The organism is Rhodococcus sp. IEGM 1409 (genome assembly GCF_030056735.1).
GTDB lineage: Bacteria > Actinomycetota > Actinomycetes > Mycobacteriales > Mycobacteriaceae > Rhodococcus_F.
Genome location: NZ_JASHKN010000008.1, coordinates 56,220 through 71,701, shown reverse-complemented (window position 1 = coordinate 71,701; position 15,482 = coordinate 56,220). Strand labels below are relative to the sequence as shown.

Below are 15,482 nucleotides of genomic sequence, written 5' to 3'. Positions count from 1 at the left end.
TGCAATCAGGGGGTGGGGTCTTCGGGGACTGTCACCGTCGAATTGTCCGTAGTGGAAGTATTCGCCGTTTCACCACGTCTCGACGCCAGAATTCGCTTTCCGATTTCGAAGACGATCGGCAGAACCGACACCAGGACGATCAAGATGAAGATGTAGTCGACATTGTCGCGGATGAATTCGATCTGCCCCAGGAGATAGCCGAGCATAGTCACGCCGGCACCCCACAGGATGCCGCCGACGATGTTGTAGGTCAGGAACAGTGAGTACTTCATCTTCGAGGCTCCGGCGACAACCGGTGCAAAAGTACGCACAATCGGCACGAACCGAGCCAGAATAATGGTGATCGGGCCGTGCTTCTCGAAGAAGGCGTGCGACTCGTCGATGTACTTCTTCTTGAAGAACCTCGCGTCGTCCGTCTTGAACAGGGCCGTTCCGCCTTTGGCTCCGATGTAGAACCCGACTTGGTCACCCAGAATCGCGGCGATCGGAATTGTCACCAAGAGCACCCACAACGGTGCGAACGGTTCGATCTCAGTCGACTTGGAAGCCGCGATCAGCCCTGCGGTGAAGAGGAGAGAATCGCCGGGCAAGAGCGGAAACAGCAGGCCGGATTCGATGAAGACCACCAGAAGCAACCCCACCAGAACCCACGTTCCGAAGGAATTCAAGAGGTTCACGGGATCGAGGAAGCCGGGCAGCAAGGCCAGGTTCGTCACGGATTCAGTTGCTGCCTGCACATTCACGGAGGCCAGAGTACCGGCCGAATCTGAGTGTTTCCCACCACCGCAGGTCATCGCGTCGGTCTCGGTGACTGATGCCGGGGTTGTGCGGCGGCCGAGACCGCAAAGAGACGTGGCGAGTAGGACTTGCCATACTGCTAGGACCACACGAAGCGCTTTCACATCGCCGAGCGCTCCGAACGACACGTAAATGGAGGACTCCCGCCGTGCCTATCGCAACTCCCGAGGTCTATGCCGAGATGCTTGGTCGGGCCAAGGAGCATTCCTTTGCCTTCCCCGCCATCAACTGTGTCGGCTCCGAATCCATCAACGCAGCCATCAAGGGCTTCGCGGACGCCGGCAGTGACGGCATCATCCAGTTCTCGACGGGCGGCGCCGAGTTCGGTTCCGGTTTGGGCGTCAAGGACATGGTCACCGGCGCTGTTGCGCTCGCCGAGTTCGCACACGTGATCGCGGCAAAGTACGACGTCACCATCGCGCTGCACACCGACCACTGCCCGAAGGACAAGCTGGACACCTACGTGCGTCCGCTGCTCGCGATCTCGCAGGAGCGCGTCGACGCCGGCCGTAACCCGCTGTTCCAGTCGCACATGTGGGACGGGTCGGCCATCCCGATCGACGAGAACCTGGCCATCGCCAAGGAACTGCTCGCCCTCTCGAAGGCTGCACGCATCATCCTCGAGGTCGAGATCGGTGTTGTCGGCGGCGAAGAAGACGGCGTCGAGGCCGAGATCAACGACAAGCTCTACACATCGAGCGAAGACTTCGAGAAGACGGTCGACGCTCTGGGCATCGGCGAACAGGGCAAGTACCTGCTCGCTGCCACCTTCGGCAACGTCCACGGGGTCTACAAGCCGGGCAACGTCAAGCTCAAGCCCGAGGTTCTCGAAGAGGGCCAGAAGGTCGCTGCTGCCAAGCTCGGCCTGGCCGCCGGCTCACAGCCCTTCGATTTCGTCTTCCACGGCGGATCGGGATCGCTGAAGTCGGAGATCGAGGATTCGCTGAACTTCGGCGTCGTGAAGATGAACGTCGACACCGACACGCAGTACGCGTTCTCCCGTCCGATCGCCGGACACTTCTTCTCCAACTACGACGGCGTCCTCAAAATCGACGGCGAGGTCGGAAACAAGAAGGCATACGACCCGCGCAGCTACCTCAAGAAGGCCGAAGCAGGCATGACGGCTCGCGTCGTCGAGGCGTGCAACGACCTGAAGTCGGCCGGACGTTCGGTGTCCGCAGGCTGATCGGCTTCACAACTCAGCTTCAGAAAACAAGATGCGCGCCGGCGAAATTCTCGCCGGCGCGCATTTTCTGTTCAGGTGCTTACTTACTGGGATCGCAAACCTTCCACGTGCCGTCCTGGCGTTCGAGGTCGAACGTGCGCCACGACTGCTCGCCGGTGCTCGGCAAACTTGCCTGCACCTGAGCGATTGCGGTGTCGTCGGTGATGCGAACAGCGTCGACGGCTCCGACCTGAGGAATCGTCTTCTGTGCGACGGCATTGTCGTGGACCTGAGCGAACGCCGCGTCGGGAATGGTGCGGTAGTACTCGCCCAGCGCTCCACACGTCGACGTTCGCAACGTCGCCAGATCGCCGGTTTGCAGAGCGTCGACGTACGTCGAGATGGCAGTCTGAACCTGCGCCTCGGGTGAGCTTTCGCCGCTACCGCTGTTGGACGAGACGAACACAGCGATGCCGATTGCCGCGATTACGGCGACGCCGGCCGCTGCTGCCGCGATATACCAGCCCTTGCCGCTGCGCTTGATCTTTTCCGGCGCCGCGGGTTCGATGCGAGTCGGCATCGGCTGGGCCGGAGGTGGGGTTGCCGCGACGCCTACTCGTTGAGGTGCGGCGCGCTGCGGCTGTGGTGTCGGAGCTCGAGGGGGTGCCGGAGCTTGCCGGGGTGTTGGTGTCGGCTGCGCGACTTTCGGAATCGCGACGGTTGCCGGCTCCGGTTTCGGCTGGGGTGTCGGTGTTGCTGCAGGTGCCGGAGTTGCCTTGGGGATCGCGACTGTTGGCGCACTCGCTGCCGTGCCTTCGCCATCCGCCTTCGGTGCCTTGACTCCGGCGTCCGCCTTCGGTGCCTTGACTCCGGCGTCCGCCTTCGGTGCCGTCGAGCCCTGGCCTGCCTTCTGAATCGCCACAGTCGCAGGTTCGGTCGGGACCGACTTCTCCGGCGCACCGTTCGGGGCTGCGCTCTTTTTCGAGTTGTCGTCTTTCGAGTCCGGCACGGGTAACCCTTCGGTCTTATGCAGCAATGACCATGTCAGGGTAACGACCGGTATGTAGCCCGCATAACTCCGACCGTCGGCGAGGCGATCCTGTGGCGGAAAGGTGTAGCGGGCACAATGAGCGCATGACCCAATTCGGTGACCTGCTCGGACCCAAGCCCACTCTGCTTCCCGGCGACGAAGACGCGGAATCGGCACTGCTCAACCACGCTGACCCGGCCCAGGTCGCGGCCGACCATCCCACTGCCTCCATCGCGTGGGCCTACCTCGCCGAGGCTGCCCTGGACAAGGGCGAGACCATCACTGCCTACGCCTACGCGCGTACCGGCTACCACCGCGGACTCGACCAACTGCGTCGTAACGGTTGGAAGGGTTTCGGTCCCGTGCCCTACAGCCATGAACCGAACCGTGGCTTCTTGCGTTGCGTTGCTGTCCTGGCCAAGGCTGCGAAGACGATCGGTGAGGCCGACGAGTACGCGCGTTGCCTCGATCTGCTCGAAGACTGCGATCCCAACGCCGCCGAAGCGCTTGGCCTCGGTTAGCAGTTTCCGCCCGAGCCGGGCCGGCATCAAGGACCGTGCTCGCAAATCGGTGCGTCGGCTTCAGACGTCGGCGCTACCGATCATTCAATGTGCCCTGGCGGCCGGATTGGCGTGGTGGGTTGCCACTACGGTGATCGGGCACCATGCGCCGTTCTTCGCGCCGATTGCCGCCGTGGTCTCGCTCGGTCTGTCGTTGGGCGCCCGGTTGCGACGCTCGTTCGAGTTGGTTGCGGGCGTCACGGTCGGTATCGGAATCGGTGACCTGATCATCTCCGGTATCGGGAGCGGGCCGTGGCAGATCAGTTTGGTCGTCGTGCTGGCGATGTCCGTCGCGGTGCTTCTGAACAGCGGGCCGATTTTCTCCATGCAGGCCGGAAACTCGGCCGTGCTGGTGGCGACGCTGATCCCACCGGGTGGCAGCGGCGGGCCCGATCGCATGATCGATGCCCTGGTCGGTGGTCTGGTGGGCATCGCGGTTGTCGCGATCATTCCCACCCATCCGGTGCGACGCGCACGCAAGGATGCTGCATCGATTCTCGGAACAGCTTCCGAGGTACTGCAATTGGTTGCAGACGGCCTTGTTGCCAACGATCCGGACCCGATCGTGAAGGCGCTCCAGAAGGCGCGCGCAACCCAAGGTGCCATCGACGGCTTGCGCACCAACCTCCTCGGCGGGCGCGAGATCAGCCGGATCTCCCCGCTGTACTGGAACAGTCGACCGCGCCTCGAAAGGCTCATGGCGACAGCCGATCCCATCGACAATGCGTTGCGCAATATCAGAGTGCTCGCGCGTCGTTCGCTGACGCTGGTCAGGGACGACGAGATTCTCGATCCACGTCTGGTGGCTCAGGTCGAGCGCTTGTCGAAAGCCGTCGAAGTTCTGAAGGACATGATCCTGGCGGAGCCGGGGGAGCAACCCGATCAGGCCGAGGCGGCGCGTGTCCTGCGCTCGGTGGCCAAGGAACTGAAACCGGCGATAGTCGAGAACGCGGGCCTGTCCTCGACGGTGGTGTTCGCCCAGATTCGATCGTTGGCGGTCGACCTCTTGCAGGTCGCAGGTATGAAGCGCATCTCGTCGATCGCCACTCTGCCGCCGACTGTGCCGCACCCGGCGTACGAGCCGGATCACTGACCTCTGCCCTTTCCCGCTCACTGAGCAACTCATTGTATGTATGCGAATGTATGCATATGCTCTGAGAAGGACTCGGGAGGGAACAGGACAAATGGGAGCAGGGCACGGTCATTCACATGGCCACTCGGCAGCAGATTCGGTCGGCGTAGGGCCTTCACCGCAGCGCATCAGAAAAATGGCGATCGCGCTTGCGATCCTCGTTGCGTTCCTCGTACTCGAAGCCACGGTCGGCATCCTGATCAATTCGTTGGCTCTGCTTGCCGACGCCGGTCACATGCTCACCGACGTGGTGGGTATGGCGATGGGCCTGACGGCGTTGCTACTCGCGAAGAAGGGCAGCACCACCGCGGCCAGGACCTTCGGTTGGCACCGCGCCGAAGTGTTGACCGCCATGGCCAACGCGGTGATGCTGCTGGCCGTCGCGGCCTGGGTCTTCTACGAGGCAATCGGGCGGATCGGTAATGAACCCGAGATCCCGGGCGGCGCCCTGATCATCACTGCGGCCGCCGGTTTGGCCGCGAACATCGTCGTGATGCTGATGCTGCGCGGCGATTCCAAGGACAGCCTGGCCGTGCGCGGCGCCTACCTCGAAGTGCTTGCCGACGCCGTCGGTAGCGTCGGTGTTCTGATCGCCGGTGGCCTTGTCCTGCTGTTCAACTGGACGTGGGCGGACGTCGTCGTCGGTGTTCTCATCTCGCTGTGGGTGGTGCCGCGTGCGATGAAATTGGCCGCAGCATCGCTGCGCATTCTGACGCAGGCGTCGCCGGCCGACGTCGACGTCGAAGCAGTCGAGGCCGACCTGGCTGCGCTGCCGAGCGTGATGGGCGTTCACGACCTACACGTCTGGACACTCACCACCGGAATGGATGTCGCGACGGTACACCTGACCAGTGACGCGAATTCGTCGAACGTTCTGGAATCCGCGCGCACCGTCCTCGAGAGTCACGGTCTTTCCCACGCCACTGTCCAGGTGGAATCATGTGCCAACGGCGAGCATTGCGAGAAGAACGTCACTTGGTGAAGCGGGTGATCTCCTTGCCCGGCTTCCAGAGGTCTACGTACATGTGCTCGTCGTCGACAGTCGTGTGCACCACCTCGTCGATGTCGAGGACAAAGAGGTGCAGGGGTTTCGGAACCTCGTAGGGGTAGCTTTCCAGCACGGCTTCGAACTCGTCGCCGGTCACCTCGCGTGCGATTCCGGCGATCTTCACATCGCCGCCTTCCATCGTGTGCTCGCCGGGATTGCTGTGGAGGGCGTAGCGCCCGTCACGGATGAGGTCCTTCGCTTTGATTGCGCCGAACATCGAACCGAGCACCAGACGCCCGTCGAGGATTTCGACTTCGGTGCCGCTGACCCTCGGCGAACCGTCCTTGCGCAGCGTTGCGAGGACGTGATGCTTGTGGGCCTTGAATCGCGCTTGGACCGCGTCGGCGAGGGCGGGAACTTCTTCGGAGAACTGCTTCCAGGTGACCATGACGGTCATTGTGCACCCCTATTCTTGACAACTTCTGTCAGTGATTCTCGGTAATGTTCGCGTCATGAGATCCGCGCGGTTGCTCCAACTCATGTTGCGTTTGCAGGGCAGCCGTGGCGCCGTTGCCGATCAGTTGGCCGACGAATTCGGTGTTTCGGTGCGAACGATCTACCGCGACGTGGCCTCGTTGTCGGCTGCCGGCGTGCCGATCTGGACCGAGAGCGGCCCGGGTGGTGGCATCCGTCTGCTCGACGGTTGGCAGTCCAAGCTGTCCGGCATGACGGACGACGAGACGTCCGCACTCATGCTGTTGGGTGTGCCGTCCATCGCTGCGGATCTCGGGCGATCCGACGCCGTCGGTTCGGCGGGGGCCAAATTGCTCCGCACCCTGCCCGGTCCGCTGCGCGAGAGCGCGCGCTTGTGGCAGGACCGAATCCTGGTGGACGTCCCAGGCTGGTTCGGCGGCGTCGACGACATTTCTGCGCTTCCGATCGTCACATCTGCTGTGCTCGACTCGCGTCGGCTGCGCTTCATCTATCGCGATCGGGAGCGGACGGTCGAACCGCTGGGGTTGGTCATCAAAGCCGGCGTTTGGTACCTCGTGGCGGGTTTGAACGGACGTACGCTCTCGTTCCGGGTCGGCCGCATCAAAAACGCCGTGGTAGAAGATGATTCGTTCGCCCGGCCGGTGGATTTCGACCTGGCGTCGTGGTGGGCGGCGTCGATGGCCGAGTTCGACCGGTCGCTGCTCCGTTTCCACTGCCGAGTGCGGGTGTCGCCCGAGGGAAGGCGCCGACTCCCCGATGTGGTGGGCGAGCTCGCCGCTGCTGTCGGAGTGGGACCAGAGGACAACGACGGATGGGTGAGTGCCGAGCTGAAACTCGAGAGCGAAGATGTCGCGCTCTCGCAGTTGATCGGGCTGGGATCGGACGTCGAAGTGCTCGAACCCTCGTCCTTGCGTGAACGGATGCGCGCTGTGGCGGAGCAGATGGTGCTCCGCCACAGGTACAACAACTAAGCCGTCGCAGAACGCTTTGCCAGCAGACGGGTAATGCCTAGCTGAGCTGCAACGATGATCGCGCCAACCACGAGGCCAAGCGCTGCCGACGCAAGTGTGTTGACGATCCACGCCAGTACCCCGCCGACTCCGGCGATGTCACTGACTGCTTCTTCGCCATGATGAACGGCGTCGTACAGCGGGTGGAAGCCCAGTTCGTCGATGCCGACCAACAGGATGTGGCCACCGACCCACAGCATCGCGGCGGTACCCACCACCGAGAGCACTGACATCACGTGAGGCATGCCGCGAACCAGGCCTCGGCCGACCTTGTGGGTGAAGCCCGACGACGTCTCGGCGATTTTCAAGCCGATGTCGTCCATCTTCACGATCAGTCCGACGACGCCGTAGACGACCACGGTGATGACGACGGCGACGACGGCAAGAATTACCAACCGGCTCCAGAAACCTTCGCCCGCGATGGTGTTGAGTGCGATCACCATGATCTCGGCGGACAGGATCAGGTCGGTGCGCACGGCGCCCGAAACCACAGCCTCTTCGTCGCGAGGATGCTCGTCGGCCGTTTCGTGGTGGTCACCGTGGCCGAAGATTGCACCCCAGATCTTGTGAACTGCTTCGTAGCTGAGGTAACAGCCGCCGACCATCAACAGGGGAGTCAGCAGCCAGGGAAGGAACTGACTCAGCAGTAGAGCGATCGGCAGAATGATCAGCAGCTTGTTGCGTAGCGATCCGATGGCGATGCGCTTGATGATCGGCAGTTCGCGTTCGGCCGCGAGCCCACGGACGTACTGCGGCGTGACGGCTGCGTCGTCGATGACGACGCCTGCAGCTTTGGCGGTCGCCTTACCGGTTGCGGCGGCAACGTCGTCGATCGAGGCGGCAGCCATACGAGCCAGGGCTGCGACGTCGTCGAGCAGGGCGAAGAGTCCTCCGGCCATCACAGACCTCCAGTGGAATCAGTGGAAAAAGGTGGCCGGACCGAACCGGTGACGCAGTTACTTGATCGCACGAGGTCTCTATCCATGATCGTCGTAGGTGAGGTCAGGTCACCTGGAACGATACCGGGGGCATCCGTCAGGGACGACCTCGCTCGGTCGGTTGGCCTTCGTCACGAAAGGTCTTCCCGACCCGGTGCTCGCATGTAAGACTGCACAGAAGATCGATCGAAACGGGGCACTATGCGTGAACCAGACACTGCACAGGTCGCCAAGACTTTCGACGCAATGGCGGCGCACTACGACCGACAGATCGGGCGCTTCGAACGCTTTGTGCTCGGTGACGCCCGGAAATGGGCTGTGGACCAGGCGCATGGCCGCGTGGTCGAGATCGCTGTGGGTACCGGGCTGAACCTGCCTCTCTACGGGGATGACGTCGATTACGTCATCGGCGTGGATATCTCGAGTGCGATGCTCGATCAGGCCAGGGTCAAGGTCTCCGAGGGGGTGAAGACCGAAGTCGACCTACGCCTCGGAGACGTGCAAGCACTCGACGTTCCCGACGAGTGCGTGGACACGTTGGTGTCTACGTACGCCTTTTGCACGATCCCCGATCCGGACCGAGTTGCGAGCGAAGCATTTCGGGTCCTGGTGCCTGGTGGTCGATTCGTTCTCGCGGAGCACGGGCCGAGCAAAAACACTGTTGCTCGCACGTTGATGAAGGCCGTGGAACCGCTGTTCGTTCGGTTCGGTGCTGATCACCTCACCCGCGAACCGGTCGGATACCTCGAAAACGCAGGCTTCCTGATCGACGAGGTGCAGCGCAGCGGACGGGGTGGAATCGTGTTTCGGGTGGTGGCGCGGAAGCCGGATCCCGAATGGACGGCGCTCGGTCACTGATGTCCGAAGGGACGGCGCTCAGACACTGATGTCCGAAGGGACGGCCCTCAGACACTGATGGCCGAGCGCGATGGCGCCGCCGTGGACGTTCACCGTGGACAGGTCGACGCCGGTATCCGCTGCCCACGAGAGGACGACGGGAGCGAAGGCCTCGTTGACCTCGAACAGATCGATGTCCGAAACCGTCAACCCCGCACGGGCCAGGACTTTTTGGATGGCAGGGATGACCGCTGTGAGCATGTACAGCGGATCGTCGCCGGCGACGGAGAAGCTGTGCAACCTTGCCCTCGGAGTGAGACCGAGTTTCGCGGCGATCTCACTGGTCGTGATCATCACCGCCGAACTGCCGTCTGAAAGCGGGCTGCTGTTACCCGCGGTGATGGACCAGTCGATCTGCGGGAATCGCTGTGCGTAGTAGTCGGATTCGAAAGCAGTCCGCAGGCCGGCAAGGGTTTCCACCGTGGTGCCGGGGCGGATCGCCTCGTCGATCGAGAGCTGCGGGAGAGTGGCGACTTCCTTGGTGAAGTAGCCACTTTCGGTTGCCAGCGCGGCTTTTCGATGACTCGATGCCGAGAACTCGTCCAGTTGGGTGCGGCTCAGTCCCCACTTGGCTGTGATCAATTCGGCGCTGATGCCCTGCGGTACCAGACCGTCCGGGTAACGCTCTTCGAAACCTACCCCGAGTGACTCGCGCCCGACGCTGCTCGAGCCCATCGGCACTCGGCTCATCGACTCGACTCCGGCAGCGACGACGATGTCGTATGCCCCGGCGATGACGCCCTGAGCGGCAAAATGAACCGCTTGTTGGCTACTTCCACACTGTCGGTCGACGGTGGTCCCCGGAACCGACTCGGGGGTATCCGGCGGCGAGAAGGGCAGTGCGAGTAACGTTCTGGCTCTGTTCGCCGACTTGACTGATCGCACCGCCGATGACGTCGTCGATCAGTGCGGCATCGATTCCGGTGCGCTCGACTACCGCTTTCAGGCTGTGGGCGAGGAGGTCGACGGCATTGATGCAGTGCAGTGCGCCGTTCGCTTTTCCCTTGCCGATCGGAGTTCGAACGGATTCGACGATAACTGCGTCTCTCATGACAAATTCCTTTCAGGGACGGCGGATTCAACGGGGACAACTGGGGTGGGTGCAGTCGCTGGGGTCATTCCCAGCGATGCCAGTGCGGAGGCGAGCGCGACAGCGAAGATCACCCACCAGGCCTGACGGAAGGTGTCAGGGTCGACGGAGGAGCCGAGAACCGCGATCAGAACACTTACGCCGAGAACGGTTCCGATCTGTCGGCTCATGCTGACGACTGCGCTTCCGGTGGCTGATCGGGCCGGCGCCAGATCGGCGGTGGCCTGGGACAGGATGGTCGGGAGGGCAAGGCCGACACCGATTCCGGCGATGATCCAGCCTGGCAGGAGTCCGGTCGCGTAGTTGGGCGTCGTATCGACCGAGACGAGGACTGATACCGTTCCGACGGCCCACAGAATGCTGCCGAGTGCAGCGACGCGGCCGGCCGAGTACCTGCGCGAAAGCGATCCTCCGGCGATCGCGAACAGCGGAACCAGAAGCGGACCCGGCGAGACGGCGAAGCCGGTTCGCAATGCCGAGTATCCCCAAACTTCTTGCAGCCAGAAGATATTCGAGAGCAGTCCGGCAGCAAATGCTGCGCTGAACAAGATGGCGGTGACGTTGGACCAGGCAAAGGAGCGGATCTTCAGAAGATCGGGAGCAATCAACGGAGTGCGATGGCGAGAGTTGCTCCACCAGAACGAAAGTAGGGTCGCGGCGGCGACGGCGAAGGCGATCAGAACGCGGTTGTCGGTCCATCCCCAATCAGGTCCCTGGACGAGTGCCAGCGCGAGAGAGCCGATTCCGACGGTGAGGAGGGCGGCGCCGACGAAGTCGATCCCGGCATCGGGGTCCTTGTGTGTTGTATCCGGGACGAGTCGGACTGCGAAGTAGAGCAATACGATCCCGACTGGAACATTGATCAAGAAGACCCAGCGCCACGACGCCTCGACGAGAATGCCGCCCACGACGGGGCCGAATGCCGCAGCGGCCGCGCCGGCTGCCGCCCAGATACGTACGCCGGATTGACGTTTCGCAGCCGGGAGTGCACTGATCAAGAGGCCGAGGCTGGCCGGGGTGAGCGCCGCGGCGCCGACTGCCTGGACGATGCGGAATGCCACCAGTGCCCACAGTGACGGACTGAAGGCGCAGGCGGAGCTGGCGAGGGTGAACAGCGCGAGGCCGGCGATGAAGGCTCGCTTCTGTCCGATCCTGTCCGCCCAGCGTCCGAGGGGTATCAACAGCGCGGCGTAGACGATCGCGTAGCTGTTGAGGATCCAGCTGAACTCGCCGAGCGAGTGACCCGGGTAGCTCTTGGCGATGTCGCCAAAGGCCACGTTGACCACAAAAAGATCGAGACTGGCGACAAACGGCGCCCCCGACAGTACGGCGAGGAGGGGCCAGGTCCGCACCGGCTGGCTATGAAGTTCCATAGTCAGCAATCTAGACTCTGGCTATGGTTATGGCAAGCCAGGGGGTATGGTGAAACCCATGGACGCTGTGCGACTGACCGGGGTGCTCGAAGATCGCGACGCCTGGCGGGCCACGCACTGCTCGATCGGACGGGCTATGGAAGTGGTCGGCACTCGCTCCGCAATGCTGATTCTGCGAGAGGCTTACTACGGCACAACTCGTTTCGACGACTTCGCGTCGCGAGTCGGAATTACCGAGGCGGTTGCGTCGGCGAGGCTGAAGGAACTCACTGAGGCGGGCCTCTTCGAGCGTGTGCCGTACAAGGAACCTGGAAAGCGGACGCGGCACGAGTATGTGCTCACCGAGAAGGGCAGTGACCTGCTGCCGGCAGTTCTTGCGCTGATGCAGTGGGGGGACAAGTATCTGCACGGCGGAAAAGGTGGACCGTTGGAGGTGGCGGACGACGCTACCGGTGAGCGCGTTCGCGTCGAGGTGCGGAGTGAGTCGGGACGTGAAGTGCCTTTGGGGGAGTTGCGCGTTTCTGTCAACAAATCGCGCGGGCGGTAGGTTTTAGGCACGCTCGAATGTTGATGTACTTCAACGGGTCTCGAGTGTTATTTGTTTTTGAAGTTGTCCGTTATGTCCCTAGGAATCGAATGTGTGTTCGATTAAACTTTCGGTATGGACGGTTGGGAAGCGTGGCGGCTGGATGGTGAGGATCTCGAGAGTGAGGTTCTGGATCTGGTGCGCGTGCGGCACGAGTTGCAGTCGCGGATGGTGTTGTTGATTGTGGAGATGTTTTCTCGGGAGACTGTGGTCGGGAAGGGTTTTCGGGCGATCGCGCAGTGGTTGCATGGTTCGACGAATTTGGAGATCGGTGAGTGCAGTCTGCTGGTCGGTTTGGCGCGGTTGCTGTTGCTTGAACCTGTTGTGGCGGTTGCGTTTCAGCGGGGTGAGGTGGATGCGTTGAAGGCTCGTCAGGTGGCGTCGTTTTGTCAGCATCCGCCTAAGAACATGACGCCGGCGGATGTGGACAAGGCTCGCGGGATTTTGCTTGATCTGGCGTCGAAGAATATTGCGGATTGTGATGCGGTGCGGGCGGCGATTCGGCGGATCGAGAAGCAGTACGGCAAGCGCGAGGACGGGGTTCCGGTGGGTGAGAATTCGGAGCGTAACGAGTTCTACGCGTCGAAGGGCTTGTACGGCAGAGTCAGCGTGAAAGGCGATTTGGATGCCGTGAACGGTGCCCGTCTGATCACGTTGTTGTCGAGTTTGTCGGCGCCGACGCCGGAGAAGGACGGGGTGAAGGACGCTCGTACTCCGGCATTGCGGCGGGCGGACGGGTTCTGCGAACTGCTGCGCCGGTACGAGCGGGCGGGGTTGGGTCCGATCGAAGGCGGCGTGAAACCGCACATCACTGTGACCGCATCGGCGAAGGACATGACCGATATGCAGGCTTTGAAGGACTTGTTGCCGTCGACAGAAGAGTTGGGGTTCGCGTGGGCAGATTGGGTGGGCCCGATCAGCATCGATACTGCCCGGATGTTGGCCTGCGACTGCACGGTCACTCGGATTTTGTTGGATGAGAATGGTGTTCCGCTCGAGTGCGGTAAGGAAGTGCGAACGGCGACGGTTCCGCAGCGGCGGGCGTTGGCCGTCCGTGATGGTGGGTGTGCGTTTCCGGGGTGCGGGACTCCGTCGGGGTGGTGCGATGCTCATCATGTTGTTCACTGGGGTGACGGTGGTCCAACGGATCTCGACAATCTGATCTTGTTGTGTGGTCATCATCATCGGACGCTGCATCACACGCAGTGGCGGGTGGAGATCGGCCCGGATCGGAAAACAGTGTTCTATCCGCCGATGTCGATCGACCCGTTCCAGCATCCGATCGGCGGGAACAGTCCACCGACGGCCGCCTGAACGGGCATAACTGAATACGCGAGCACCGGGGCTTCACCAGGCCCCGGTGCTTGTGCTGCGTTCCTGCGTTCAGATCCGTTCGTAGATGAGCCTCAGCTCAGTGACTTCTTGAACCCGACATGGGAGGCGACAAATCCGAGTCGCTCGTAGAAGTCGTGAGCTTCCTTGCGAGTTTGATCCGAGGTGAGCTGCGCCAGGAAGGCACCCCGCCGGGCACCTTCTTCGCAGGCCCAGCGGATCATCGAACTGCCGATGCCCTTGCTGCGGAAATCCTCGTGCACGCGAACGGCTTCGATCTGCAGTCGCGTCGCGCCCATCCGGCTCATACCCGGTATGAAGGTCAATTGCATTGTGCCGATTACCGCGTCGCCGATCAGAACGGTGACGAGGAGTTGTGCCGGATCCTCGTCGATTCGCTTGAACGCGTCCTCGTAGATCATTCGGGCCTCGGGGTTGGTCGTCTCCCGAGTGCTCCCGATCGGGTCGTCGGCGAGCAAGTCGATCAGTGCCTCCACGTGTCGAATCTCGGCCCGCGTGAGGGTGTACTCCACTCCGCCGGACTGAAATGACGTCGCAATCATCGATGCTCCCCTGAAGAAGAAATATCTGAAATGTCAGACTCTCACGAGTCTCCTCCAGCGCACTCGATCACGTCCAGAAACGCATGAGGGCGTTACCGAGCATGGCGTAGTAGTCGGACACACCGCTCAGTTCGAAGATCCAGTAGATCGCGTCGAAGAAGACGACATTGATCTGCGGGACAAACAGGAGTGCAACCAGCAGGAGCAGTCCGTACGGCTTGAACTGTTCGAGTTGGTGCCGCGTGTTGGGCGCGAGGTACGGCTCCAGCGCGTTGTAACCGTCCAGACCGGGGACTGGAAGCAGATTCAACACAGTCGCCATGACTTGTAGAAACGCCAGAAAACTGAGGCCGGCCCAGAAGGTCAGGTGCTCGGTCCCTGAGCCGTACGTACGTATGACGACGAGGAGGACCACCGCGGCGACGGCGTTGGTGAAAGGACCGGCGAGCGATATTCGCGCCTGCACCTTGGGTGGGAACATCCCGGTGCGCAGGTACACGGCGCCGCCGGGAAGCCCGATGCCGCCTAACGCGATGAACAGCACCGGCAGTCCGATGGAGAGCATCGGATGGCTGTACTTGAGCGGGTTGAGCGTCAGATAGCCACGAGCCTCGACGTCGGTGTCTCCGTGACGCCACGCCAGATACGCATGGGCAAACTCGTGCAAGCACAGCGTGACCACCCAGCCGGCAACCACGAGGACAAAAACACCTGCGCGGCCCGCGATGGAACCCCACGTCGAGTTCCAAGCGACGACTCCGGCGATGACGGTGACGGCAACTACACCGAGGAAGACGGGGCTGGGTCGAACCGCCGACCGTGCTGCTCCGGTTCTCACCTGACCAACAACCAAGTCTTGTCGTGCCGGTAGAAGGTCGAACGCTTGAGATCACGCGGGTTGGGCACACCGTCGCGAACCAGATGCGCCGCGGGCGAGCCCAGCTGAATCGCTCGGCCTTCCAGCCAGCGTCGTCCGCTCCACCAACTCTTACGATCGACAGATGCCTTGATGCCGGGAAGTTTGGGGCTCGGCACGATCCGGATACCGGGGACTGTGCCGGAGAACAGTTTGTTGTCGTCGACGTAAGACTCGCCGATCAGTTCGGCGGCATCGCCTGGACCCGTGACGGTTGCTGCGCCGACCAGCGCGATTCCGGCGTCGTCACGAATCAGCGGCACGGTGTGGACTGTGCCTTTCAACGCCGTGCGCGCAGCTCGTGCACCAGTTGCGAGTTTGTACGCGTCGGTTGCGTCGGACCTGTTCTCGGTGACGTAGGCGAGTTCGACGTGGAGTCGCTCCAGTCGCATCAACCGCGTCAATGCCGCGGCGAACGCGCCGTCGTTACCGACGACGATCAAGCGCGGCTCCGTGACGACCCGCAGTTGGGACAGGGCCTCGTCGAAGTCTTGCTTCTCCGGAAGTTCCGGGACAGTGAACGACGTGAGTTCACCCAGGGGGAGTGGAACCGGCGAATCGCCACATTTGAGCACCACAGGGGTCAAGGCCACTCCTAGCTCGATCAAG

16 protein-coding genes and 1 pseudogene are annotated in these 15,482 nt (G+C 62.3%); 8 read left to right on the top strand and 9 right to left on the bottom strand.

Going from position 1 to position 15,482, the window contains the following annotated elements; translation table 11 throughout:
• Positions 1-5: 5 nt before the first annotated feature.
• Entirely contained in the window at positions 6-794 is a 789-nt protein-coding gene (locus QM716_RS20365) for a VTT domain-containing protein (protein WP_411194287.1), read from the bottom strand.
• Between the two features lie 152 nt (positions 795-946).
• Here QM716_RS20365 and fbaA point away from each other — a divergent pair, with 152 nt between their 5' ends.
• Positions 947-1,984 (top strand): class II fructose-bisphosphate aldolase, encoded by a 1,038-nt coding sequence (gene fbaA, locus QM716_RS20360; RefSeq protein ID WP_021343256.1) that lies wholly within the window; start codon positions 947-949, stop codon positions 1,982-1,984.
• A 79-nt stretch (positions 1,985-2,063) separates the two neighbouring features.
• Here fbaA and QM716_RS20355 read toward each other — a convergent pair whose 3' ends face one another.
• A complete protein-coding gene (locus QM716_RS20355) occupies positions 2,064-2,972 on the bottom strand; it encodes an Rv0361 family membrane protein (protein WP_283305892.1) in 909 nt (302 codons plus the stop codon).
• A 125-nt stretch (positions 2,973-3,097) separates the two neighbouring features.
• Between QM716_RS20355 and QM716_RS20350 the strand changes: the two genes are divergently transcribed.
• From QM716_RS20350 to QM716_RS20340, 3 genes are all read left to right on the top strand, one after another.
• Positions 3,098-3,514, top strand: coding sequence for a DUF3151 domain-containing protein (locus QM716_RS20350; RefSeq protein WP_283305891.1), 417 nt, complete (start codon positions 3,098-3,100; stop codon positions 3,512-3,514).
• On the top strand, positions 3,501-4,646 hold the full coding sequence (locus tag QM716_RS20345) for an FUSC family protein (RefSeq protein ID WP_283305890.1): 1,146 nt from the start codon (positions 3,501-3,503) through the stop codon (positions 4,644-4,646). Before QM716_RS20350 ends, QM716_RS20345 begins: the two co-directional genes overlap by 14 nt.
• Positions 4,647-4,737: 91 nt before the next feature.
• On the top strand, positions 4,738-5,667 hold the full coding sequence (locus tag QM716_RS20340) for a cation diffusion facilitator family transporter (RefSeq protein WP_283305889.1): 930 nt from the start codon (positions 4,738-4,740) through the stop codon (positions 5,665-5,667).
• Here the strand turns inward: QM716_RS20340 and QM716_RS20335 are convergent.
• Complete coding sequence (locus QM716_RS20335) at positions 5,657-6,121, bottom strand: pyridoxamine 5'-phosphate oxidase family protein (protein WP_283306150.1); 465 nt, start codon at positions 6,119-6,121, stop codon at positions 5,657-5,659. The two genes, QM716_RS20340 and QM716_RS20335, sit on opposite strands and share 11 nt — an antisense overlap.
• Positions 6,122-6,185: 64 nt before the next feature.
• Between QM716_RS20335 and QM716_RS20330 the strand changes: the two genes are divergently transcribed.
• Positions 6,186-7,139 (top strand): helix-turn-helix transcriptional regulator, encoded by a 954-nt coding sequence (locus QM716_RS20330; RefSeq protein WP_283305888.1) that lies wholly within the window; start codon positions 6,186-6,188, stop codon positions 7,137-7,139.
• Here the strand turns inward: QM716_RS20330 and QM716_RS20325 are convergent.
• The gene (locus QM716_RS20325; RefSeq protein ID WP_029254756.1) at positions 7,136-8,077 is read right to left on the bottom strand and encodes a DUF808 domain-containing protein; all 942 of its coding nucleotides are present in this window, start codon (positions 8,075-8,077) and stop codon (positions 7,136-7,138) included. The two genes, QM716_RS20330 and QM716_RS20325, sit on opposite strands and share 4 nt — an antisense overlap.
• A 240-nt stretch (positions 8,078-8,317) precedes the next feature.
• Here QM716_RS20325 and QM716_RS20320 point away from each other — a divergent pair, with 240 nt between their 5' ends.
• Complete coding sequence (locus QM716_RS20320) at positions 8,318-8,974, top strand: class I SAM-dependent methyltransferase (protein ID WP_283305886.1); 657 nt, start codon at positions 8,318-8,320, stop codon at positions 8,972-8,974.
• A gap of 57 nt (positions 8,975-9,031) precedes the next feature.
• Here the strand turns inward: QM716_RS20320 and QM716_RS20315 are convergent.
• Positions 9,032-10,064, bottom strand: a pseudogene (locus QM716_RS20315) (thiolase family protein); the annotation flags it as partial.
• The gene (locus QM716_RS20310) at positions 10,061-11,476 is read right to left on the bottom strand and encodes an MFS transporter (protein WP_283305885.1); all 1,416 of its coding nucleotides are present in this window, start codon (positions 11,474-11,476) and stop codon (positions 10,061-10,063) included. The pseudogene QM716_RS20315 and the gene QM716_RS20310, both read right to left, overlap by 4 nt.
• Positions 11,477-11,534: 58 nt before the next feature.
• Here QM716_RS20310 and QM716_RS20305 point away from each other — a divergent pair, with 58 nt between their 5' ends.
• Both QM716_RS20305 and QM716_RS20300 read left to right on the top strand, forming a co-directional pair.
• Positions 11,535-12,023, top strand: a complete 489-nt coding sequence (locus QM716_RS20305; protein ID WP_283305884.1) for a winged helix-turn-helix transcriptional regulator — start codon at positions 11,535-11,537, stop codon at positions 12,021-12,023.
• A 114-nt stretch (positions 12,024-12,137) separates the two neighbouring features.
• Positions 12,138-13,376 carry an HNH endonuclease signature motif containing protein gene (locus tag QM716_RS20300; protein WP_283305883.1) on the top strand — a complete coding sequence of 413 codons (1,239 nt, stop codon included), beginning with the start codon at positions 12,138-12,140 and terminating at the stop codon, positions 13,374-13,376.
• 92 nt (positions 13,377-13,468) lie between these two features.
• Here QM716_RS20300 and QM716_RS20295 read toward each other — a convergent pair whose 3' ends face one another.
• The 3 genes from QM716_RS20295 to QM716_RS20285 all read right to left on the bottom strand — a co-directional run bounded on the left by QM716_RS20295 (position 13,469) and on the right by QM716_RS20285 (position 15,466).
• Positions 13,469-13,957 (bottom strand): GNAT family N-acetyltransferase, encoded by a 489-nt coding sequence (locus tag QM716_RS20295; protein WP_283305882.1) that lies wholly within the window; start codon positions 13,955-13,957, stop codon positions 13,469-13,471.
• A 67-nt stretch (positions 13,958-14,024) separates the two neighbouring features.
• On the bottom strand, positions 14,025-14,795 hold the full coding sequence (locus QM716_RS20290) for a site-2 protease family protein (RefSeq protein ID WP_283305880.1): 771 nt from the start codon (positions 14,793-14,795) through the stop codon (positions 14,025-14,027).
• Positions 14,792-15,466 carry a hypothetical protein gene (locus QM716_RS20285; RefSeq protein ID WP_283306149.1) on the bottom strand — a complete coding sequence of 225 codons (675 nt, stop codon included), beginning with the start codon at positions 15,464-15,466 and terminating at the stop codon, positions 14,792-14,794. Before QM716_RS20285 ends, QM716_RS20290 begins: the two co-directional genes overlap by 4 nt.
• Positions 15,467-15,482 lie beyond the last annotated feature (16 nt).